This is a genomic window from Oscillatoria sp. FACHB-1406, from assembly GCF_014698145.1.
Taxonomy (GTDB): domain Bacteria; phylum Cyanobacteriota; class Cyanobacteriia; order Cyanobacteriales; family Spirulinaceae; genus FACHB-1406.
Genome location: NZ_JACJSM010000001.1, coordinates 321,915 through 343,423, shown reverse-complemented (window position 1 = coordinate 343,423; position 21,509 = coordinate 321,915). Strand labels below are relative to the sequence as shown.

Annotated in this window: 21 protein-coding genes and 1 CRISPR repeat array; of the genes, 10 read left to right on the top strand and 11 right to left on the bottom strand. The window is 48.5% G+C overall.

The window, feature by feature from the left end; translation table 11 throughout:
• Positions 1-61: 61 nt before the first annotated feature.
• From H6G50_RS01535 to H6G50_RS01525, 3 genes are read right to left on the bottom strand one after another with little or no spacing between them, the layout of a single operon-like run.
• Positions 62-199 (bottom strand): hypothetical protein, encoded by a 138-nt coding sequence (locus H6G50_RS01535; RefSeq protein ID WP_190712566.1) that lies wholly within the window; start codon positions 197-199, stop codon positions 62-64.
• Between the two features lie 43 nt (positions 200-242).
• Complete coding sequence (psaJ, locus tag H6G50_RS01530; RefSeq protein ID WP_190712565.1) at positions 243-368, bottom strand: photosystem I reaction center subunit IX; 126 nt, start codon at positions 366-368, stop codon at positions 243-245.
• A 59-nt stretch (positions 369-427) separates the two neighbouring features.
• Positions 428-928 carry a Photosystem I reaction center subunit III gene (locus H6G50_RS01525; protein ID WP_190712563.1) on the bottom strand — a complete coding sequence of 167 codons (501 nt, stop codon included), beginning with the start codon at positions 926-928 and terminating at the stop codon, positions 428-430.
• A gap of 146 nt (positions 929-1,074) precedes the next feature.
• Between H6G50_RS01525 and tsaD the strand changes: the two genes are divergently transcribed.
• The gene (gene tsaD / locus H6G50_RS01520; RefSeq protein ID WP_190712561.1) at positions 1,075-2,115 is read left to right on the top strand and encodes a tRNA (adenosine(37)-N6)-threonylcarbamoyltransferase complex transferase subunit TsaD; all 1,041 of its coding nucleotides are present in this window, start codon (positions 1,075-1,077) and stop codon (positions 2,113-2,115) included.
• Positions 2,116-2,259: 144 nt separating this feature from the next.
• Here tsaD and H6G50_RS01515 read toward each other — a convergent pair whose 3' ends face one another.
• Both H6G50_RS01515 and H6G50_RS01510 read right to left on the bottom strand, forming a co-directional pair.
• Positions 2,260-2,505: a hypothetical protein gene (locus H6G50_RS01515; RefSeq protein WP_190712559.1), complete on the bottom strand. Its 246-nt coding sequence runs from the start codon at positions 2,503-2,505 to the stop codon at positions 2,260-2,262.
• Between the two features lie 739 nt (positions 2,506-3,244).
• Positions 3,245-7,018: a beta-galactosidase gene (locus H6G50_RS01510; protein WP_242032660.1), complete on the bottom strand. Its 3,774-nt coding sequence runs from the start codon at positions 7,016-7,018 to the stop codon at positions 3,245-3,247.
• Between the two features lie 612 nt (positions 7,019-7,630).
• Between H6G50_RS01510 and H6G50_RS01505 the strand changes: the two genes are divergently transcribed.
• From H6G50_RS01505 to H6G50_RS01480, 6 genes are all read left to right on the top strand, one after another.
• Entirely contained in the window at positions 7,631-7,813 is a 183-nt protein-coding gene (locus H6G50_RS01505; protein WP_190712555.1) for a hypothetical protein, read from the top strand.
• Positions 7,814-7,969: 156 nt separating this feature from the next.
• A CRISPR array of direct repeats spans positions 7,970-8,297; the repeat unit is 34 nt; unit sequence TTCTCCACTCGCTGGAGAAACCAATTGAATGGAA.
• Positions 8,298-8,652: 355 nt separating this feature from the next.
• Positions 8,653-10,071, top strand: a complete 1,419-nt coding sequence (pyk, locus tag H6G50_RS01500; RefSeq protein ID WP_190712553.1) for a pyruvate kinase — start codon at positions 8,653-8,655, stop codon at positions 10,069-10,071.
• Between the two features lie 387 nt (positions 10,072-10,458).
• Positions 10,459-10,650, top strand: coding sequence for a DUF2862 domain-containing protein (locus H6G50_RS01495; protein WP_190712552.1), 192 nt, complete (start codon positions 10,459-10,461; stop codon positions 10,648-10,650).
• A gap of 78 nt (positions 10,651-10,728) precedes the next feature.
• Positions 10,729-11,817, top strand: a complete 1,089-nt coding sequence (locus H6G50_RS01490) for an ArsA family ATPase (protein ID WP_190712550.1) — start codon at positions 10,729-10,731, stop codon at positions 11,815-11,817.
• A 303-nt stretch (positions 11,818-12,120) separates the two neighbouring features.
• Positions 12,121-13,101: a chlorophyll synthase ChlG gene (gene chlG / locus H6G50_RS01485; RefSeq protein WP_190712548.1), complete on the top strand. Its 981-nt coding sequence runs from the start codon at positions 12,121-12,123 to the stop codon at positions 13,099-13,101.
• Between the two features lie 198 nt (positions 13,102-13,299).
• Complete coding sequence (locus tag H6G50_RS01480) at positions 13,300-14,238, top strand: glycosyltransferase (protein WP_190712545.1); 939 nt, start codon at positions 13,300-13,302, stop codon at positions 14,236-14,238.
• A gap of 106 nt (positions 14,239-14,344) precedes the next feature.
• Here the strand turns inward: H6G50_RS01480 and H6G50_RS01475 are convergent, their stop codons facing one another.
• From H6G50_RS01475 to H6G50_RS01465, 3 genes are read right to left on the bottom strand one after another with little or no spacing between them, the layout of a single operon-like run.
• Positions 14,345-16,063 carry an ABC-F family ATP-binding cassette domain-containing protein gene (locus H6G50_RS01475; RefSeq protein ID WP_190712544.1) on the bottom strand — a complete coding sequence of 573 codons (1,719 nt, stop codon included), beginning with the start codon at positions 16,061-16,063 and terminating at the stop codon, positions 14,345-14,347.
• Positions 16,064-16,122: 59 nt separating this feature from the next.
• Positions 16,123-16,710 (bottom strand): Uma2 family endonuclease, encoded by a 588-nt coding sequence (locus tag H6G50_RS01470; protein WP_190712541.1) that lies wholly within the window; start codon positions 16,708-16,710, stop codon positions 16,123-16,125.
• 1 nt (position 16,711) lies between these two features.
• Positions 16,712-16,852, bottom strand: a complete 141-nt coding sequence (locus H6G50_RS01465; RefSeq protein WP_190712540.1) for a hypothetical protein — start codon at positions 16,850-16,852, stop codon at positions 16,712-16,714.
• A gap of 71 nt (positions 16,853-16,923) precedes the next feature.
• On the opposite strand from H6G50_RS01465, the gene H6G50_RS24345 reads away from it, so the two are divergent.
• Positions 16,924-17,055 carry a hypothetical protein gene (locus H6G50_RS24345; RefSeq protein WP_277882654.1) on the top strand — a complete coding sequence of 44 codons (132 nt, stop codon included), beginning with the start codon at positions 16,924-16,926 and terminating at the stop codon, positions 17,053-17,055.
• Between the two features lie 238 nt (positions 17,056-17,293).
• On the opposite strand, the gene H6G50_RS01460 is transcribed toward H6G50_RS24345, so the two are convergent.
• Positions 17,294-17,611 (bottom strand): hypothetical protein, encoded by a 318-nt coding sequence (locus H6G50_RS01460; protein ID WP_190712538.1) that lies wholly within the window; start codon positions 17,609-17,611, stop codon positions 17,294-17,296.
• Positions 17,612-17,715: 104 nt separating this feature from the next.
• Complete coding sequence (locus H6G50_RS01455; RefSeq protein WP_190712536.1) at positions 17,716-18,393, bottom strand: DJ-1/PfpI family protein; 678 nt, start codon at positions 18,391-18,393, stop codon at positions 17,716-17,718.
• A 99-nt stretch (positions 18,394-18,492) separates the two neighbouring features.
• Between H6G50_RS01455 and H6G50_RS01450 the strand changes: the two genes are divergently transcribed.
• Positions 18,493-19,191, top strand: coding sequence for a LuxR C-terminal-related transcriptional regulator (locus H6G50_RS01450; RefSeq protein WP_190712534.1), 699 nt, complete (start codon positions 18,493-18,495; stop codon positions 19,189-19,191).
• 298 nt (positions 19,192-19,489) lie between these two features.
• Here the strand turns inward: H6G50_RS01450 and H6G50_RS01445 are convergent, their stop codons facing one another.
• Positions 19,490-19,705, bottom strand: coding sequence for a YgiT-type zinc finger protein (locus H6G50_RS01445; protein ID WP_190712532.1), 216 nt, complete (start codon positions 19,703-19,705; stop codon positions 19,490-19,492).
• 126 nt (positions 19,706-19,831) lie between these two features.
• Here H6G50_RS01445 and pds point away from each other — a divergent pair, with 126 nt between their 5' ends.
• Positions 19,832-21,265: a 15-cis-phytoene desaturase gene (gene pds, locus H6G50_RS01440; protein ID WP_190712530.1), complete on the top strand. Its 1,434-nt coding sequence runs from the start codon at positions 19,832-19,834 to the stop codon at positions 21,263-21,265.
• The last annotated feature ends 244 nt before the right edge of the window (positions 21,266-21,509 follow it).

Here is a 21,509-nt window from a genome sequence, read left to right as displayed (position 1 = left end):
TAAATTGTCTTCGGTATAAATCGCCAATTCTCAACCGGGGATTTTGGAAGAAATTTAAGGCTTATTTGCGGATAACAACAGTGAGGGGTTTGTCCCCCCCCAGCAAAATTCCGGGAAGGAAGCCCAAAAAATTTGCGATCGCGGTACTAAGGGATAAAAATCTCCGAGTAACGCGATCGCGATTGTTGCCAACACTCAAAAACTTAGCTTAATAAACGCTTCCTGCCGGAAGCGAGGGCCGATTACATCGGATGGAAGAGCAAATCGGGATAAAAACGATTGAATTCAATCAAAATCCCGGCTGTAACCGTCATTAAAAGCATGAACAATACCGGCGCGGTCGAAAGAAACTTCGTCAAACCTTCCATGAATCTATTCTCCAAATCCTAAATAACTGAATTTCGTCGCTCGATCTTGACTGCTGGGATTAGCGAGGCGAAATCGGCACATCATTGTCAGCAATGACCAATTTACCCGAAGCAAACTCTGCTAACGCAGCAGCAGGCCAAGCAAAACCGGTAAGCATCTTGCTGATAGCGAGAGGGACATCAATGACCACCTCTTTCATTTCAGTATCCTTACCTTCTTTAATCGCAATCAGGTAAGAACGACCGACCCAACCAATCCAACCTGCGATGTACAGGAAGAGAATGCTAGGGATGATGAAATCGCCTGCGTGGGAAAGACGACCGTCTACAATCAGGTGAGGTAAACCTTCAGGACCGCAGAGTGCTTGGGAATAACGTTCTGCGCGTTTTTGACCGGATTGAGGATCGTTGGTGGTGTTGCGGAAGTTCTTAGCGCGCTGCTGAAAAGCAGTCGATTCAGCGCAAGGTGTTAACCCAGACGTTCCATCCGCAGCTTGGGCGGGGGGAGCAAAGTTAAACCAGAGGGTTACGACTAAGATAAAAGCGAATAGCTTTTTCATAGCAAAAGTGTTTTCCTTCTGTTACAAAAGTATAAGTTATCGGGACAAAAGATGAGGAACTCTTTTGCACGCTAGACGCAATATTACTCTGACGGGTCGATCCCGTAAAGGTTTGAGACTTAAAATTATTAAGGATAGGGAAAAGAATGTCTATCGTTCTTGCTATTGAAACCAGTTGTGATGAAACGGCGGTTGCAATTGTTAAAAATCGTGAAGTTTTAAGTAGTATTGTTTCTTCTCAAATTGCGATTCATCGGCCTTATGGCGGTGTCGTTCCCGAGGTGGCTTCTCGGCATCATGTAGAGATGTTAAATGATTGCATCGATCGCGCTTTAACAGAATTTGGCGGGGGTTGGGACGCAATTGACGGCGTAGCGGCAACTTGCGCGCCGGGATTGGTGGGGGCGCTGCTGGTGGGCGTAACGGCAGCAAAAACGCTGGCAATGGTACGCGAGAAACCCTTCCTAGGGGTGCATCACCTCGAAGGGCATATTTATGCCTCCTACCTCAGCGAACCGGAACTACAACCGCCGTTTCTGTGCCTGTTGGTATCGGGAGGACATACCAGCTTAATTCGCGTTCTCGGCTGCGGGGAGTACGAAACCTTGGGGAGTACCCGCGACGATGCGGCGGGGGAAGCCTTCGATAAGGTGGCGCGATTGTTAAATTTAAGCTATCCCGGCGGCCCGGTGATTGACAAATTAGCCAAAATCGGCAATTCTCGCACGTTTCCGCTGCCGGAAGGGAGGGTATCGCTGCCGGAGGGCGGATATCATCGCTACGATTCGAGTTTCAGCGGCTTAAAGACGGCGGTACTGCGGTTGGTGCAGAAGTTGGAAGGGGAAGAGGAAGAATTGCCCGTTGCGGATATTGCGGCGAGTTTTCAGGATACTGTAGCGCGATCGCTAACTCGTAGGGCGATAAATTGCGCGTTGGATTATGGATTGAGTAAAATCGCGATCGGCGGCGGCGTAGCGGCAAATAGCGGCTTGAGAGAACATTTACAAGCGGCAGCGAAACAGCACGATTTACAAGTTTATTTTCCCCCGTTGAAATGGTGTACCGATAATGCAGCAATGATTGCTTGTGCGGCATCCGAACATCTAAATCGCGGTCATATTTCGCCGCTAACGTTGGAGGTGCGATCGCGCTTAAATTTAACGGAAGTTATGGGGTTATATCGTTAGCTAAGCTGAAAGTTTTTGAACTGTACCTTCAGTCTATTTATTGGCTCGCGTACTGTATATAAATGAGCCTTGTAGGGTGGGCAAAGGAGGTGAATATAAGTTTTTTATTACAATATCTGCCTTTGCCCACCACAGTCAGAACTCCTACAATCCAAGTTCCGCACGAACTTCTGCGGCAGAAAGAGTGGATTGTTCTTTAGCCCGTTCGTCTAAGAATGCCATCAACTCTAGATTTTGGCGCGTCAGTTCGAGTTCTCGGTCAAAGTTATCGACTTCGGCGAGAATAAATTCCGAGCCATCGGCAGTTCTTAACAGGAGATTGTCTTCTTTAGCTTCGGCTAATAAAGTCATTAAATCGCTAGAATCTAGGGAAATATTGATAATTTTCATAACTCGAACTCCTGACCTCGAATATAGCGGTTTTCACATGAATGAGGTACACCCAGCGGGCGAATACCATTCGCCCCTACGGGGCGGCGTTTAATTTCGAGGCGACCTCGAAATCCGCGCCCCTACCGATTTCATTTTTGGATCCGTACCTCACACAAAAGAAAAACGCTATATAAAGTGGATTATGCTTTTTATAACCCACTGCTTCGATTTTTACAATTTGAATGACTTCAGGGTTGAAATTATCAAAAACATCATAAAATACTCGAAACTTATCAATTTTTAAGTAGGTTGACGAAAATAACCTTAACTTGAAGAGGGCGGGTTTTGACTGCTAAATTTACCTCATAGCAAGGGTTTTATCTAAACCCGCCCCTACGAATCCGATCGCACTTTTTTTACACCCTCCTACTTAGCTGTTTCTAGCTTCGGTTCGTTAACGAATTGTCGATCGATTTCATCTAGAATCAATCTTTGCTCGTTTTTACGAAACACCTTCAAATCTGCTAATGCCGATCTCGTGTACTCAATCGAATACATTTTCTCTAAACCTATTTTACTTCTTAAGGAGTGGAGTGACAATGAATAAGTAACCTTGTAGGGTGGGCAAAGGAAGTGAATATGAGTTTTTTATTACAATATCTGCCTTTGCCCACCACAGCGCGTTAAATGGTGGCGCGATCGCTTTATTGTCTTAACTGTCTGCCAGAAAGCGTAACTTTTTGGCTGTCGATCGCGCCTACCATCGATAATACCGATAGGGATCGTCGCCTAACTCAAAATCCGTGCGATAGTCGGAATGATAAAAAGGTTGGGTGGATGGCGTACCGGCGATCGCATCAAAGATTTTTGCATCGGTATTAAAGGTTGCGCCGAGATTGGCGAGAATTTGCGCGATCGCGCGACTGTGCCGCCAGCGAGTATAACGAAGGTAGGTTTGTGCGTCGGCGTTCAATCCGTCGGGGTTCAGTTGCGAGAAAATCGCGACTCCTTTTCCGTTTTGAATTCGACTCAATAACCCATCGGCACCGACTTCGCCACCGGAAGCAATTAAAGTTGTTTTATAGGAACTGCGGGCGCGTAAATCCGAGGCACTGATTCCGGCTAATTCTTGCCATTGGGGAACGTTTAGAGAACCGTTGAATTGCTCGACTTCCTTAAAACTAATTCCCGCGATCGCCGTTTTTCTCGGCAAGAAATAAGCCTTACCGCCGCGTTCTAAATAAGCTTGCAAATCGGCATCGCTAACCGTTGCCTCTGCCCCAATAATCGCTAGATTGGCATCCTTTAGCGTTGTTGCTGATTGATAAACAACGCCAAAATTGTTGAGGAACTTTGCATCATTTTCGCTGCCAATCAAAACAACATTTTGAGCGCGAGAAAATTCGGGTGCAGTCGCCGCATAATCGAGCAATTGACCGACAAATTGACGCGCTGCCCCATCTTGCAAACGATCTTCCACATCTAACATACAGAAAATCAAGCGCCCCTTGCCGTAATTCAACTCCATTAAAGGACTGTAAGCGAGGTCGAATTCTGCTTCCAAAATCGATCGCCAGCCGCTATAGTGGGGTTTTTCGATCGCAGCACTGCTAACTGCCCCGCGATTGCCCCAATGCCACCCATACCAAGGCAATCCTTGCGGGCTAGCTTTCACCGGATTTTTAGTCGTATCGGGATAGGCTTCAATGAGGGTACTTTCGCCCCGCCAGTCGCGCCAATCTTCCGCATCCAAGCCTTGAATCGCGGGATGATCGGCGTTAACGGGGAAAGCGCGGCGGCTGAGGGGGTGGGCAACGCGCAAACCGAGTTTATCTTGCAACCATTCGCGCTTTTGCAAGAAAATAACGGCTTTTGCACCGCTTGCAACTTGAGATTTTAGGTTTTGCAAGGTGGCGGCGGCGGAGGCTTGCGAGAGTGCTTCGCGTCCGATAATAATGGGAGCATCGGCAGTCCCCCCGTTCCACGCTTTAACCGTATAACCCAACTGTTGCAGCATTTTGCTGGTTTTGCCGACGGGATCGAAAACGGTGAGGGTTCGATCGGCGGCGGGAGGATTGGCGAAAACGCGGAAAGGAAAGCGATCGCTCCGTTCGGGAAAATTGCCAATCTTTGCCGTTAAAATAATCTCGCCGTTACTTTTAGCGCTAACCTTTGGTAAGGTGGCGTTAATGGGGAAAAAGAGGGTTTTTGCAGCCTCAATGTTGCCCGCTTCTTTGCCCGTGGCGATGCTTCTTCCGCCGATATTGACTTGCCAATTCAAAGAAAAACTTTGCGTTTGGCGCGTATCGTTAAGCAGGACGGCTTGCTTTTCCAACGGATCGCCGCTGTTGTAATTGTGGTCTTTTTCAACAAAAGCTTTAGTGCTACCGGCAATCCAAGCGAGAATCGATCCGTCGTTGGCGATGATGGCTTCGCCGCCGGGATGAATCTTTTGGGCGGGCGGTTGCAGCGGATTGAGGAGATAGCGATCGACTTTACGGAGGTGAGGGCCTCGGGATTCTAGGGGTGTCGGAGGAGGGGCGATTTTTTCCCGTCCGGTGGAGGTAATTTCCCAACCGTGGCCTTCATTCCAGGGAATCATACCGCCGGTGATGCCCCAAGTGCGCCAACTGCGCCAAGTATTGGTACTAAAAAGATTTTGGATTTTTTGGAAGGCGGGGGCAAAGTCGAGTTCGCCTTGGTTATGCCAGTTTTTGTATTCTTGGTCTTTGACGAAGAAATCGCGGATTTTTTGGCGATAGGCTGGCGTTTCGAGGTTATAGGCTTCTTTTCCGAGGTAAATGGCGCTAAATTCCGTCATCAGGGGTTCGCTGACGATCGCGCCTCCAAAACCGTTGCGTCCGCGCATGGCGGAGGTATGTAAGGGCGTACCGAGTTCGACGATCGTATAAGGCATTTGACCCTTTTGCTGCCAATTAGACAGCCACTCTTCGCGTTCTTGGAGGGGGGTGAAGTTGAGGTAGGAGTTGAGGGCGTAAACGTCGCCAATGAAAGCGCCTTGGTGCAGGAAGGCGGGGCGCGTGGGGTCGTATTTTTTGATGGTTGCGATCGCGTCCTCGCCGACGGGTTTAATTTGGGCGACGCGGCTGTTTTCGTTTTCACTCAAGCCGCCTGCAAAGTCTTTAATCCCGATGCGGCGCGGGTTTTGGTCGTCGCTATGGCCGAAGTAGTTGGGACTGTTCGCCCACATCAGAATGGCGGGATGGTTGCGATCGCGTCGCAGTTCGGCGGCCATTTCCGGTTCCCAACTCGCCTGTTTATTTTTCCAATCATCGGCGTAGGGGATCGCATCGAGGGCGGGGGCGATAACCGGGAAGCCTTTTGCGTCGGCGCGATCGAGGAAAATCTCGCGAAAATGCCAGCGTCCGCGTTCTCGATAATTCCAGGGCCAGAGTTCGGCGATATTGTAGCCGGTTTTAACATAACCCGCGATCGCTGCCTCCGCCACTTGCGGCAGTCCCACCGCCCAGCCCCGCCATATATCCTCGTGTAAAGTCGGACGCAGGCGAATTTCCGTCCCGTTCAAAAAAAACTTTTTCCCTTCAATCCAAAATTCCCGAAAACCGAAGGATTGGTCGTACTCGTCCGCAATTCCTTCGCCTTTGGCTTGCAATCGCACCGTATAAAGGTTGGGCTGTCCGACATCCCACAAGCGCGGATTCTCCCAATTCCAGGATAAATTGACCGTTTGCACCTCTTCCGCTTTAACGGGGGCAGAACTGCTAAATTCTTTCTCGATTTGCCCTTGTTCGTTAAAGATTTGGGCGGTAAAATTTACCGTTCCCGCCCGCGCGATTTTTTCCAGTTCTACCGCAATTTTTAACTGTTTTTGGCGAACCGAAGGCTGCACAAAAACGTCATTAATGCGCCCATTGTTCGGAAAACTTAATAATTCAACTTCGCCGATCAGTCCGCGCGAATCCATCGATTTATCCGCTTTTTCCGTGCGAATTTCGTTGGGACTCATGACGACGAGTTTATCCTTTTCATCCGCGATCGCAGCGACAAAAAGATCGAGGGTATTTTCTTTGCCCGGTTCTGCGAGGGAACTAATATCGATCGCGCCGTCCGGCCAACTAATATCGCCGCAGCTTTTCCCATTCACATACACCTTAGCATCGGTGCTGAGGCGCTTAACATTCAACGCGATCGCGCGCCCTTGCCAATTGGCGGGAATGCTGAGTTTCTGACGATACCACGCTTTCTCCAAACTGCGGCCGGCAAAATTCGCCCAAGCTTCTCCCTTACCGCGATCGATAACGCCCGGAACGCTATCGTTTCCTTCCTGCTGCCAATCCCCCGGAACGCGAATCGTTCCCCAGTCTTGGGCTGGTGCTTGTTCCGTCCGTTTGCCCGTCACCGGGATAAATTGCCAAATCCCGTTGAGGTTGAGGCGTTCTCGTTGGGGATTGGGCGCAATAGTTGTTAAGGGAGGACTGCTGCTAATTGCAACTGAGGGACACAACGCAACAGCCTCCGTATGGTCAATTCGACCAATACAACCAATCATAAGGGCTGTTAGTGCAAATAATCCCAGGAAAAGTTTTAACTTTCGTTGCATGGGAGGGGTGGGGAGAGGGGGTGAGGGGGGACTGGGGGACTGGGGGACTGGGGAGACGGGGGGACTGGGGGACGGGGGGACGGGGGGACGGGGAGACTGGGGGACGGGGGGACGGGGAGAGGTTTTTTAAGATTCCTTACGGATATAGCGTTTTTCCTATGCGTGAGGTACAGATTCCAAAATCAAATCGGTAGGGGCGCAAGGCTTGCGCCCATTGGTTGTACAAAGAGGAGAGATTTTCCCTGAATCTTTTGTAAATCAAATCGTTAGGGGCGCAAGGCTTGCGCCCATTGGTTGTACCTCACTCACGTAAAAACTGCTATAGAAGCCGGAGTCCGATTCATTTTAACAATAGAGTCGGGATAGGTGGCTCGAAAGTTCGTCGCAGGATTTGGGGAATCCAAAATCCCTAGCCTCCTCATTTCGCCTACTTTTGAGAGATTCTCTAAAAAGACAATATCTTGAATCTTGTAACCCAGCCACTAAGATGCCCTTCATTTAAAGGATATAACCGATTTAGATAGATATTTTGGATATTGGCTTATTGAGACAAATAACAGATTGCCACGAAAAAGCGCCCTTTGTACCGCACAGAGTGGCATTGCGCCGTCGCCGTGGGGTGCGCGCCCAAAACGCACCAACCGCCGCGAAACAACTGGGGAGTCAACGTTACAGCCCGCCGCGCCTTTTTCCTCGCGATCGATTTTGTATCATCAGTTTGCGAGGGAGTCGGAAAATCGCTGAAACCCGCATTCTTTCGTTGACCCCCTCGATATTCCTCCCAGTAAAGCTTTCAGCCGTTTTACGCGAGTCTTTTTTGAGGTTTCAGGGTATGATAGAAGCACCCCCTCGAAAACCGCATCTGGAACTTGCTCTGGGTGAGGCTTTGAAAGGGTAGCCTTCTCCACTCGCTGGAGAAACCAATTGAATGGAAACACAACAAGGGCAACATTGTTGGCAAACGGAACAACGAGGTTCTCCACTCGCTGGAGAAACCAATTGAATGGAAACCTGTCGATAGTCTTTTGCTAGCAAGTAGGCTTGTACTTTCTCCACTCGCTGGAGAAACCAATTGAATGGAAACTGCAATCTCAGCATCCTGTGGCGCGCCCGCTATTTTTCTCCACTCGCTGGAGAAACCAATTGAATGGAAACGGAACTGGAGTAATTGGAATCAAATACATTTTGTGTCTTCTCCACTCGCTGGAGAAACCAATTGAATGGAATCAAATAAAAACGTAGGGGCATAGCACTGCTATGCCCTCTTAATTTTTCGACTTAAAAATATCTTCTAACGAAAGTCAATCTCGATTGAATAGCGATCGCGATTGAGAATTGGGATCGAATACACCTTCAAAAACACAACGGTTAGAGGCGCGGCGGCTTGCGCCTATCTGGTATACTTCATCCCCTCAAAAACAGCGATATAGCATTTTGTGTCGGCGTGAAGTATACGGCGCGGGCGAATGCGATCGTTGGTGTCAACTCCCACCTTTTCAGTAAGCATTAACACAGACAAATTAGGTCGCATTTGCTAGAGTGGCGAAACACAGATTTACCGATTCGCCCCTCACTCTTCACGAATGTTGCCCTTATCCCATCGCACCAAAGTCGTCGCTACCATCGGCCCAGCTAGCAATAGTCCAGAAGTGATACGCCAACTGATTGAAGCGGGAATGGCAGTGGCGCGGCTGAACTTTTCCCACGGCAGCTACGAAGACCACGCCAAAACCGTTAAACTGCTTAGAGAGATTTCAGAAGAATTAGATGCGCCAGTGACGCTGCTGCAAGATTTGCAGGGGCCGAAAGTGCGGGTGGGGCAGTTTCCGAACGGCGCGATCGCGTTGGAAGAAGGTTCGGAAATTGCCCTCGTTCCCCTCGAACAGTTTGACGGCGATCCCGGAGTTATCCCCATCGATTATCCCTTCGTCGCGGAAGAAGCCTATGCGGGAATGCCGATTCTCCTTGATGACGGACAATTGGAGTTGCAAGCGATCGCGGTTGAACCCCCCAACGTCGTCTGTAAAGTGGTTCGCGGCGGTTTGCTGAAAAGTCGTAAGGGAGTCAATTTCCCCAGCTTAAACCTGCGTCTGCCTTCAATGACCGAAAAAGATTGCCGAGATTTAGAATTCGGTCTCGAACAAGGAATCGACTGGGTGGCGTTAAGCTTCGTGCGTAGTGCCGACGATATCCGCATTCTCAAAGACTTTTTGCAGGAAAGAGGCGCATTCGATACGCCCGTCATTGCCAAGATCGAAAAACCCCAAGCCATTAATCATCTCGAGGAACTGGTGAAGGTGTGCGATGGCATTATGGTTGCCCGAGGCGATTTAGGCGTAGAACTCAAACCCGAAAGCGTCCCCCTCCTGCAAAAGAAAATTATTCGCGCTTGCAATCAAGCCGGAATTCCCGTCATTACTGCCACGCAAATGCTCGAAAGCATGATAGAAAATGCCCGTCCGACGCGCGCGGAAGCCAGCGATGTCGCCAATGCGATCTTGGATGGGACGGATGCGGTGATGCTGTCGGGAGAATCTGCCGTGGGGAAATTCCCGGTTGAAGCGGTAAAAATGATGGGACGCATCGCCGCAACCATCGAACCGGAACTTCAGTTCGACAATCTGCCACCGGACGAAATCACCGATCCCCACGCCTTAAGCGAAGCGATTACAACCCTTGACAAAATCCTCGATTTGCGCTATATCTGCGCTTACACGACCACGGGATACAGCGCCAAACTCGCCGCCGCCGAGCGCCCGAAAGTTCCCGTCGTGGCTTTCACTCCCGATTCCCGCGTCTATCATCGCCTCAATTTAGTATGGGGCGCGATCCCGATTCTGTTGGAGCAAGATATCGCCTCGGTGGAATCTCTCGTCATCGCGATCGAGGAGTGCTTGCAACAGCGCGGAATGGTGCAAGCGAACGATAAGATATTAATCTTGGGCGGCAGTCCAGTCCAGCAGGTCAGGGGAACAAACTTCCTCAAAATTCACACGATCTAATTCGTAATTCGTAATTCGTAATTCGTAATTCGTAATTTGTAACCCAGTCTCCCGGTGCGCTGAGCGAAGTCGAAGCGCCGTCTCCCAGTCCCCCCGTCTCCTCGTCTCCCCCTATTCATTATTCATCATTCATTATTCACCCCGTCACCCCCTCACCCCCTCACCCCCTATTCATTATTCATTATTCATCATTCATTATTCACCCCGTCTCCTCGTTTCCCCCTATTCATTATTCATCATTCATTATTCACCCCGTCTCCTCGTCTCCCCCTATTCATTATTCATCATTCATTATTCATTATTCACCCCCTCCCCCAATCTCCCCCTCGCTCCCAGAGTCCTTTTGGCTTAAACTGTGTATTGGTCTGTTTTTTTAGTGAAAGAAGAATGGAAATCGGGCAAAGAGTGAAAGTGTACCGCTTTAGGGACCGCGTTCCGACAGAAGTGGCAGCAAAACTGGGCAAAGTCGGCACGATCAAAGAATACAAAATGACCGACGGGAGCGGGGTTGGCGCGATCGTTAAATTTGACGACAAGAGCGAAAACTGGTTTTTTGAGGACGAACTCAAACCCGCTTAAGAATAATCAACGATAAACTTGAAGGGCAGGTCGGAGCGAGTGCAGAAAACCTGCCCTCTCCTTTGTTAAAAGAAAATCATGTCTCAAATTATTACCTTTCTCGGTAAAGGCGGCACGGGACGCACGACAATCGCGATCGCGGCTGCCAAGCAATTAGCCCAACAAGGAACGCGCGTTCTCTTTGCGAGTAGCGATCGCACTCCCGCCACGAGTTTACTCCTCGGCGTACCGCTAACGGCAGAACCGCAAGCGATCGGCGCAAACCTAACCGCCGTGCAACTACAAGCCACAACGCTAATCGATAAAAGCTGGGAAGAGGTCAAACAACTCGAGGCGAAATACCTCCGTTCTCCCACGCTGCGCAACGTCTACGGGCAAGAACTCGCCCTACTGCCGGGAATGGACGCAGCCCTCGATTTTTATGCCCTGCGCGAGTACGATGCGGCTAAAATCTACGATGTCATTATCTACGACGGGACTGGCGACCTCGCTATGTTGCGCGCTGTCGGCGTACCGGAAAACGCCAGTTGGTATCTGCGTCGCTTCCGCCAAGTCTTCCTCGATTCGGATTTAGGACGCAGCATTTCCCCCTTCGTCGCCCCCGTTACCGCCGCTATTCTCAATACTTCCTGGTCTTTCGACGACCTCACAGACCAACCGACGCGAGAAGCGAATAATCTCCTGCAAGCGGGGAAAGATGCACTCGCCGATCCCAATCGTATCGTTGCTTACCTCGTCACTACCCCCGATCCCCTCGCTTTGGCGACGGCTAAATTCCTCTGGGGTAGCGCTCAACAAGTCGATTTAACCGTTGCTGGCGTTCTGGGGAATCGCGGCGCGATCGATAGCACCCCCTTCTCTCCCCTTCCCCTAACCGTCCTGCCCGAGTATCGCGACAACGACTGGCAGCCCTTAATCGATGCCCTCCCCAACTTGCGCGCCGTCGGCGATGCTCCGAGACCTATCAGTGTAGATGTGGCAGCACGTCAAGTCAAAGTTTTTCTTCCCGGCTTCGACAAAAAGCAAGTTAAACTGACCCAAAACGGCCCTGATGTCACCATCGAAGTTGGCGACCAACGGCGCAATATCGACCTTCCGCCCCAACTGCGCGGACAAACCGTTAAAGGCGCAAAATTCCAAGAGGGATATTTGATTATTTCGTTCTAGATTAATAGGGGGCATTAGTGTCAACTTAACGTGAAACCCACTCAGAAAGCGGAATCGCCCTCACCCCCAGCCCCTCTCCCAACCGGTGGGAGAGGGGAGCAACAGAGAATTCTTCTCCCCCCTCGCCCAAAATTGGGAGAGGGGGGTCGGGGGGGTGAGGGCTGGGATGACGCTATAACAAACACTCGTGCTTAAGTTGACACCAATGAACAGTGCTATGCTTCTACAAAATTCAATGTTGGCGTGCCAAATTTAACAGCACAGCACCCGTTATAATCCAAAGTTTAAAATTAAAAATCATCAATGACTCAAGAACTCGAACCCACATCAAACAGTTCCAAAACCCGACAACTCTTAGGGATGAAAGGGGCTGCGAGCGGAGAAAGCAATATTTGGAAAATCCGGCTGCAATTGATGAAGCCGATTACTTGGATTCCCTTAATTTGGGGCGTAGTGTGCGGTGCGGCTTCTTCTGGCGGTTACAGTTGGACGCTCGAAGATATCCTCAAAGCGGCAACTTGTATGCTTCTTTCCGGGCCGTTAATGACGGGATATACTCAAACTTTAAATGACTTCTACGATCGCGAAATCGACGCAATTAACGAACCTTATCGTCCCATTCCCTCCGGTGCAATTTCCGTCCCCCAAGTTGTCTCTCAAATCCTCGTTCTTCTATTTGCGGGTTTGGGAATTTCCTATCTTTTAGATGTTTGGGCGGGTCACGATTTTCCGATGATGTTAGCGCTGACGTTGGGCGGAACGTTCATCGCTTATATTTATTCCGCGCCACCGCTGAAGTTGAAACAAAACGGTTGGTTGGGTAATTATGCGCTTGGTGCTAGTTATATCGCGTTGCCGTGGTGGGCGGGCCATGCGCTGTTCGGGCAGTTAAACTGGACGATTGTGGTGCTGACGCTCTTTTATAGCTTTGCTGGTTTGGGAATTGCGATCGTCAATGACTTTAAGAGCGTGGAAGGCGATCGCCAATTGGGATTAAAATCGTTGCCGGTGATGTTTGGGATTACGACAGCGGCTTGGATTTGCGTTCTCGCGATCGATTTATTTCAAGCTGGCGTTGCCGGTTATTTAATTAGCATCAAACAAAATCTCTACGCCACTATTTTGTTATTGCTGATTATCCCGCAAATCACCTTCCAAGATATGTATTTCCTACGCGATCCGCTTAAAAATGACGTGAAATATCAAGCCAGCGCTCAACCTTTCCTCGTATTAGGAATGTTAGTCGCCGGTTTAGCCCTCGGTCATTCTTCCCTCGTTCGATAAAAGTTTGCAGAGTAGGGCGGGCATTGCCCGCCATTTTGATTCTCGATCGGATGAAATCTGGCAAATAAATCTTACATAAAAAACTTTGTGTCCCTTGTGTATAGCATTACTTGCCCGATAAGGAGCGGTGCTAAAAGCTGAAAGTCTTAACTGGTGGGCGATGCCCACCCTACCAAACTCATAATTCATAATTTAATCGTGTTTTTTAGTATTGTCATTCCTACCTATAACCGCAAGCCAATTTTAGAAAAGTGCCTCGATGCGCTCGAAACTCAACGGCTCGCCCAAAATAGCGCTTTAGAGGGCTATGAAATCATCGTTGTTGATGATGGTTCGACCGATGGAACCTTAGATTGGTTAAAGGCAAATCCCGAACGATTTCCTCACCTAAAACTGTTCGAGCAGGAACATTGCGGCCCTGCGGCAGCGAGAAATTTAGGGGTCGAACGAGCAACGGGAGATACCATTATTTTTATTGATAGCGACCTCGTTGTTACTGAAAATTTCCTGCAAGCTCATACCGATGCTTTGGTTAAAGGAGAACGCGAACAAGGCAATAATCGCATCTTTACTTACGGTGCGGTTATTAATACTTGTAACTTCGAGAATCCGACTTCGGAACCCTACAAAATTACCGATTTTTCAGCCGCGTATTTTGCTACGGGAAATGTTGCGATCGCGCGCCACTGGCTATTAGAAGCGGGACTATTCGATACGCGCTTTCAACTCTACGGTTGGGAAGACTTAGAACTCGGCGTTCGCCTCAAACAATTGGGATTAAAACTGATTAAATGTCCCGAAGCTGTCGGCTATCATTGGCATCCTCCCTTCCGCCTCGATCAACTTCCTTCCCTCGTTAAAAAAGAGGAAGAACGGGGACGAATGGGTATTTTATTTTATCAAAAACACCCAACTTGGGACGTGCGAATGATGATTCAAATGACTTGGATTCATCGGGTTTTGTGGGGCGTTCTTTCCCTCGGGGGAACGTTGAACGAACGGACGCTTGCGCCCTTTTTACAATGGTTAATCGATCGCGGAAAACCCCAACTTGCCCTCGAAGTCGCGCGCATCTTTCTGAACTGGTACAATGTACGAGCGGTTTATGCGGCGCGATCGGAAATGGCGCGATCGTAGTTTGTAGAGGATAGCCCTACTCGAAACGCGAACATCCGTTTCTAAATGCCCCGAAGTCCTGGCTGGTGGGCGCTGCCCACCCTACCCGATCTCTTTGAATAAGTCATTACTTGACTTTTGTTTTCTTTTGCTTCTGCTTCTCCTTTTGTTTAGCAGCTTTCTCCGCTTGCTTCGCCGCTTTCTTCGCCGCTTCAATCCGCTGCCGTTCTTTCTCCTTTTCTTCCTCCAGCTTGCTTAAATAGTAGTGATAATCACCGCGATAGAGAATGAGTTCTCCATTGCGAACCTCAACAATTTTATTCGCAACTTTAGAGATAAAGTAGCGATCGTGGGAGACAAGCAAAAGGGTTCCTTCGTAACGATTTAAAGCTTCTTCCAACATTTCTTTTGCGGGAATATCGAGGTGATTAGTCGGTTCGTCTAGCAGTAAAACGTTGGTGGGATGTAGCAAGAAATGAGCGAGAGCAAGCCGTGCTTTTTCGCCGCCGCTGAGCGCTTCGACTTTCTTAAAAACTGTATCGCCGCTAAAGAGAAAGCGCCCTAAAAGATTGCGAATTTCTTCATTTGTCCATTCGGGTACGTCGCCTTGAATGGTTTCAAAAACGGTTTTATCGAGGTCGAGAGCTTCGGCTTGGTTTTGCTCGAAATAACCAGGTAAGATGTTATGGTCGCCGAATTTTGCAATCCCTTCATCAGGTTTTTCAGTACCGAGAATAAGGCGCAATAAGGTTGATTTACCGCAACCGTTGGGGCCGAGAAATGCCACGCGATCGCCGCGTTCGATGAAAAGATTCGCACCTAAAAACAAAATCTCTTCGTTATAAGTATGAACTAAATCTTCGATGATAACAACTTCTCGACCGCCGCGCGGACAGGGAGGAAATTCAAAACGCAGACCTCTTAAATCGCTAATCGGTGCTTCAATGCGTTCGATTTTTTCGAGTTGTTTTTCGCGGCTTTTAGCTTGGGTGCTGCGGGTAGCGCTGGCGCGGAACCGCTCGACAAAAGCTTGCTGTTTTTCGAGTTCTTTTTGTTGCCGTTCGTAGGCGGCGAGTTGCGCGTCTTTACCTTCAGCTTTTTGTTCGAGGTAGGCAGAATAGTTGCCGAGATAGGTCGTAGAAATGCCGCGTTCGGTTTCGACGATTTGAGTGCAGAGGCGGTCGAGAAACTCGCGATCGTGCGAGATAATGACCATCGGCGTTTTCAAGTTTTTAAGGTAATTTTCGAGCCATTCAATCGTTTCGAGATCGAGATGGTTCGTCGGTTCGTCGAGCAGGAGAATATCGGGTTCTTTAAGCAGAATTTTGCCCAAACTCATTCGCATTTGCCAGCCGCCACTAAAGGAACTGACGAGGCGATCGCCGTCTTCCGGTTTAAAGCCAACTTCGGGGAGGATTTTCTCGATTTGCGATTCGAGGGTATAGCCGTCTAGGGCTTCAAATTTGCGTTGTAGGCGATCCAGTTTTTCAATTAAGCGATCGAGCTTTTCCCCTTCAACTGTTCCCATCTCGTGGGAGATTTTTAGGATGTTTTGATGGACGGCGTTCGCTTCTTCAAATGCCGTCCAAAATTCTTCACGAACGATGCGAGTAGGTTCGACATCAAATTCTTGCGTGAGGTAGCCAATATGAAGGTTAGAAGGGCGAACAATTTCACCGCTGGTCGGTTCTTCTTCCCCCATAATCATTTTCAGTTGGGTTGTTTTTCCAGCACCATTCGCACCGACTAAGCCGATGCGATCGCCGGTTTTTACTTCCCAAGTAACATCTTTGAGAACTTCGCCAGTGGGATAAATTTTACTGATATGTTCGAGGCGTAATACCATGTTTAGTGAATCGTGAATCGTGAATAGTTATCGAAGCAATAAGGTTGCGCCCAAATGCTTTAATTTTCTAAAATTCCTTGTCGGAAAGCTGAAGCTGCTTCGAGGGTATCACTCATTAACAAGCAGCGAGTCAAAAGATTAATATTTAGTTCGGGTAAAACTTCGGAACGCGCAATTCGTTGATAACCGAATTCGCGGAGATGATAGAAGCTAAATAACCCATCTTCCCAAAACCAGACTTCAGGAACTTCTAGCGCTTGATAGCGAGAAAGCTTCTTTTCATTACCACTACTAAAAACAACTTCGATGGAGAGATTTGGGGGCGAGTCTGCCGTTCGATTTCTGCCAATAAAGTAGGATTCATCCGCTTGGACGGACGCGACACCTTCTTTTTCTTGGCTGAAACTACCGGTTGGTGCGAAGGGAATTCTTTTTTCGAGACAATAAATAAAAAGCAATGCCGACAGTAGCCGACTGAAAAATTCATGGTCTTGTGAAACCGACAAAATTTCGACTTCTCCTTCGTAATAAAACAAATGGATTCCTGGGGAAGCCGAAAACCCTTTCTGGATGAATTTAAATTGTTCCCAGTTAAGACCAACATGAATCAGTCGTTGATCTTTAGGCTTATCTAAGGTTTGGGTCATTTCAGCGATGGACAATTGGAACATGGGGGACTTGAATCCACTTCTCGCCTCGCACTTCATTCGGGCTGACATCCTGCATTGAGTGTAGCGCATTGATGACCGCGATCGCGTTACAGACGATATCTTCGCGGCAGTCAAGCAAATTTATCGGCTCCCGCTCTCGGAATCTAACAAAATCAACGCATCGCTCCCCCACCCGCATCAATAGTATCGATGTATTCCTATTTTCCGGTGCATCGCGCTTGTTATGCGTTTTCTCTTGCCATCTTTATTTTCGGCAATCCTAAGTATTTATTGATGTACCTCGCTGTTGCAAAAAGCCGTGCTAGAAGCACGGGGTTTTAAACCCAATTTTTCGATAAGGTTCATGGCTATACTGTTCAAAAAACTGCCACTGTAAGATTTTAGCTCTTTTATACTTCTCTTGCGGTAAAAATTCGCTACCCTCCGCTTGAATATTACGTTTCACAGCATCGACTCCCCTCAATTTTAGGTTAAAATAATGGTGCGTTACGCTTCGCTAACGCACCCTACTTTTGATTCTATACAATTTCACATTAATGATGTTTAGCTAGTAAATCTTCTAGCAATCGTGCAACTCATACAACTTTGACGGAGAAGCGTCACTTACAGCGATCGCCTCTAAATTCTCTATGCGTTGTTGAAGTTCCTTTAAGGTTTCGGATGGGAATAGAATGTTATCTGGGCGATCGCGCAACTTTCTCAAAACAACAATTGTGCTAGTTGCTGCACCGAATACAATGGTTGCGGGTAAAAAGAGCATCTTCCGCTCTTGTACCTGACCGAGGAATGCGAAATCGATAAAGAACATTACGGTTGCATAAGCCCAAATTCTAGAAATGATTTTGACGCGAATATCTTTTTGAGTTGAAATTGTCATAAGTTTCTCCTAATATCGAGCAATAGTAGTTGACTTTGTAAGCCCCTCACGCGATACAGCGCGAACCAAGTTGTAAGAAACATCCCCCCGAAATTGTTGTTGTGTCAGGCTACCGAGCTTGCAAGTTCTAAATCAGACATTTCCTGTATAAATAACATGGCTTTGTTCACCAACTCAGAACCCGCTTTTTCCGGCGAACCGGCATCGAAGGGAGGGGCGGGATTGTATTCTAGTAATAATTGAATAATCTTGGCGGTGTCCTCACCGTAAAGGATACTCGCGATCGTTAAACCGAAGTCAATCCCGGCGGTTACACCTCCCCCCGTAATGCGATTGCGATCGACAACAACGCGCTCGGTTCCAACTTCAACGCCTAAATGTGACATCAATTGTTGACGCATTGCCCAGTGCGTTGCCGCTCGATATCCCTCCAGCAAACCCGCTTTCGCCAAAAATTCCGACCCGCCACAGACCGAGGTGATAAACTTTGCAGTCTTGCCTTGTTTTTGGAAAAATTCAAGCACCTCTGGATCGTCTACAATTGCCTGCTGTTTTAAGCCGCCGCCGATACAAACTACATCTAAAGAGGGGCAATTTTCAAAGGTGGTATCCGGCAAAACTATCATGCCATCATCAGTTTTAATAGGGTCTAGTGTTTTCCAGATCCGATGAATTTGGACACCGGGCAGCGCACTAAAAACTTGTTGCGGCCCCACGATATCCAGTGAAGTCATGCCGGGATAAAAAACTAAACCAATGATGTGTTTTTGTGAGTGAGTCATCAATTAATTTCCTTGCGAGCATCGCGAATGAACTATCCTTGATATTAGGGATAGCAGCCTAGCCCGCATAGTCCTCGATCGGGTACTCTTTTCATCACCATGACCATTTCCTTAAAGCTTTTATTTGAAGAAATCCATCAGGCGAAGGATGAAAATGATTTGCGATCGCACCTTGCGCCAAAAATTGGGGAATACTTCGCGGCTAAGCGATCGGGAGTCTTTTTCTTCGATCGGCTACTCGGCGATCGCAAGTTTCAGCCCATTCTCAACCTTGCCCTATCTCTAGAACATAATCCCGTGGCGCGTTACATTGCCGAACGTCATACTCCCGTCCACGAAGAATTGGTAACGACACACAAAAGTTGGAAATTAATCTGTCCGCGTCCGGATCATTGGCACGTTATGGCAGGGCCCATCGTCGATCGCGGTCAAATCGTCGGTTCTGTGGGATGTACCCGCGAAAAATCGATGCCTGCCTTTAATAGCCAAGATTTAGCCGATCTAAGTGCGATTTGCTTGCATTTATCCGCTTGGACGGCACGCAGCGCCACTTTAAAACCTTTGCAGCCACCGTTGAGTCGCGATCGCTTAACGCCGCGCGAATTACAAATTGCCGACTTGGTTGCTTCGGGGAGAACCAACGCAGAGATTGGAAACGAACTTTGGATTACCGAGAATTCTGTCAAGCAGGCCTTAAAGCGAATGTTTCGTAAACTTAAAGTTTCGTCGCGTACAGAAATGGTTGCACAACTGTTTGCGACCGAATTGAACTTTAAGAGTGCAAAGCAATCTTCATAAGCTTCAATTGCTGGTGTGAAGGGAAAGGTAGATTTTCGCAATAAAAAAGCTATTAAAAACAATTGTCTAGTTGTTAGGAAGGAATAGATGAGGAAACGCAGAAACGACTTCCAGCAAGCTTTTTAAAGTTTCACCGGCTGCGATTTCGTGACGTACCATTGCAGCTATCCGATCGCCTTACTTGTCCGTCATGGCAGCAAAACGGGTGTCCCATTGTTGCTAGTCTTGCAGTTCGGCTAAAAACAGAACAGCGATCGCATTTTGCCAATCGGGTGGTCGTCTGTTTGATTTGGGCTATTCAAGCGGATTTACGAATTAGTGTAGCTGTCTCGCGGTCTAAACTAGCAAGCGCTCCTTGTATGAGATCGACCTCGCGTGCCTCAAACATCACTTCGCCACATTGGTCGCACACCCATGCCGGAATATTATCCCAAGAAATATGGTAGCCATTTCGGTCAATTGTAAAGGGGGCTGTTCCGCGCCGCATCTTAGCTCTACAGCATAAGCATTCCATTCTTAAAGTCTCCCTATGCACTCAAGATGCAAGCTAAATTTCTCTCCCATCCCCCCGAATGTAACAAAATGCAACGTATAATAAATAGCCGAGTGCCAAATTCAACAAAAATTAATTATTGACGAAATGCGAGTTGCGATCGCTGGAGCGGGCCTAGCTGGGTTAGCCTGCGCGAAATACTTAACTGATGCGGGACACCAACCCATTGTCCTGGAAAGCCGAGACGTTCTAGGCGGGCTGGTTGCCGCTTGGAAGGACGAAGATGGAGACTGGTACGAAACCGGGCTGCATATCTTTTTTGGCGCGTATCCGAATATGCTCCAGTTATTTAAGGAATTGGGAATTGAAGACCGCTTGCAGTGGAAAGAGCATACGATGATCTTCAACCAGCCCAATAACCCCGGAACCTACTCTCGTTTCGATTTTCCCGATCTTCCTGCCCCGGTTAACGGTGTTGTCGCGATTCTGCGCAATAACGATATGCTGACCTGGGAAGAAAAAATTCGCTTTGGTTTGGGCTTAATCCCGGCGATGGTGAAGGGACAATCCTACGTCGAAGCGATGGACGAGTATTCTTGGTCGGAGTGGATGAAACGCCAGAATATTCCGCCGCGCGTAGAGAAGGAAGTGTTTATCGCCATGTCGAAGGCGCTGAATTTTATCAACCCGGATGAAATTTCGGCGACGATTCTGCTGACGGCGTTGAATCGCTTTTTGCAGGAAAAAAATGGCTCGAAGATGGCGTTTTTGGATGGTTCGCCGACGGAACGCTTATGCGAACCGTTAGTCGAATATATTACCGATCGCGGCGGCGAGGTGCATTTAAACGCGCCGCTTAAAGAAATTTTGTTGAATGAAGACGGTTCGGTGCGCGCTTTTGCGATGCGCGGGCTGAATGGGGCAGAAGATTATTTACTCGAAGCGGATGCTTACGTTTCGGCGGTTTCAGTCGATGCCTTGAAGTTCTTGCTACCGGATGCTTGGCAGCCGTTACCCTACTTCCAGCAATTGAATGGGCTGGAAGGGGTTCCCGTGGTGAATTTACACTTGTGGTTCGATCGCAAACTCACCGATATCGACCATTTGCTGTTCTCGCGATCGCCCCTTCTCAGCGTTTATGCGGATATGAGCAATACCTGTAAAGAGTATGCCAATCCCGATCGCTCGATGTTGGAACTCGTCCTCGCACCAGCCAAAGACTGGATTGGAAAATCCGACGAAGAGATCATCGATATGACGATGGCGGAATTAGAAAAACTCTTCCCGCAACACTTCACCGGCGATAATCCCGCAAAATTATTGAAATCCAAAGTGGTTAAAACGCCGCGATCGGTATATAAAGCCACGCCGGGACGCGAAGCCGTCCGCCCGACCCAAAAAACGCCGATCGCAAACTTCTACCTCAGCGGTTGCTATACCAGCCAACGTTACCTCGGTAGTATGGAAGGCGCGGTACTATCGGGTAAACTCACCGCCAGTGCCATCGCCAGCGATGCTGCCGACGGGAAGTTAACGGAACGCGATCGCGATCCCAAAACCTCCGTTGCTGCACCAGCGTAGCGCGCGCCCAACTCAAACTCCTGCTTCAAAATCGCTGTAATGCTCTCCCAAACAGCATTTTAAATTTTGAAAGCGTGAATTTTGAATGCCGCGTAGCGGTACGATGTAAACCGCCGTTAGCAAAAGCCAAAGTAATTATTCCCAAAAATTGGAATCAAATGAGACAATTCTATTTGGTTAACGGCTACATCTAGAGGTACGGTCGTAAACCGTGCGACTCCAGTAGACCCACTTACGAGCCTGT

Coding starts and splice junctions, on each gene's coding strand:
- H6G50_RS01455 (WP_190712536.1), bottom strand. CDS start 18,393: ATGACTCACTCACAAAAACACATCATTGGTTTAGTTTTTTATCCCGGC.
- H6G50_RS01495 (WP_190712552.1), top strand. CDS start 10,459: ATGGAAATCGGGCAAAGAGTGAAAGTGTACCGCTTTAGGGACCGCGTT.
- pyk (WP_190712553.1), top strand. CDS start 8,653: ATGTTGCCCTTATCCCATCGCACCAAAGTCGTCGCTACCATCGGCCCA.
- chlG (WP_190712548.1), top strand. CDS start 12,121: ATGACTCAAGAACTCGAACCCACATCAAACAGTTCCAAAACCCGACAA.
- H6G50_RS01510 (WP_242032660.1), bottom strand. CDS start 7,018: ATGATTGGTTGTATTGGTCGAATTGACCATACGGAGGCTGTTGCGTTG.
- tsaD (WP_190712561.1), top strand. CDS start 1,075: ATGTCTATCGTTCTTGCTATTGAAACCAGTTGTGATGAAACGGCGGTT.
- H6G50_RS01490 (WP_190712550.1), top strand. CDS start 10,729: ATGTCTCAAATTATTACCTTTCTCGGTAAAGGCGGCACGGGACGCACG.
- psaJ (WP_190712565.1), bottom strand. CDS start 368: ATGGAAGGTTTGACGAAGTTTCTTTCGACCGCGCCGGTATTGTTCATG.
- H6G50_RS01525 (WP_190712563.1), bottom strand. CDS start 928: ATGAAAAAGCTATTCGCTTTTATCTTAGTCGTAACCCTCTGGTTTAAC.
- H6G50_RS01460 (WP_190712538.1), bottom strand. CDS start 17,611: ATGACAATTTCAACTCAAAAAGATATTCGCGTCAAAATCATTTCTAGA.
- H6G50_RS01450 (WP_190712534.1), top strand. CDS start 18,493: ATGACCATTTCCTTAAAGCTTTTATTTGAAGAAATCCATCAGGCGAAG.
- H6G50_RS01470 (WP_190712541.1), bottom strand. CDS start 16,710: ATGACCCAAACCTTAGATAAGCCTAAAGATCAACGACTGATTCATGTT.
- H6G50_RS01475 (WP_190712544.1), bottom strand. CDS start 16,063: ATGGTATTACGCCTCGAACATATCAGTAAAATTTATCCCACTGGCGAA.
- pds (WP_190712530.1), top strand. CDS start 19,832: ATGCGAGTTGCGATCGCTGGAGCGGGCCTAGCTGGGTTAGCCTGCGCG.
- H6G50_RS24345 (WP_277882654.1), top strand. CDS start 16,924: ATGTATTCCTATTTTCCGGTGCATCGCGCTTGTTATGCGTTTTCTCTT.
- H6G50_RS01445 (WP_190712532.1), bottom strand. CDS start 19,705: ATGGAATGCTTATGCTGTAGAGCTAAGATGCGGCGCGGAACAGCCCCC.
- H6G50_RS01515 (WP_190712559.1), bottom strand. CDS start 2,505: ATGAAAATTATCAATATTTCCCTAGATTCTAGCGATTTAATGACTTTA.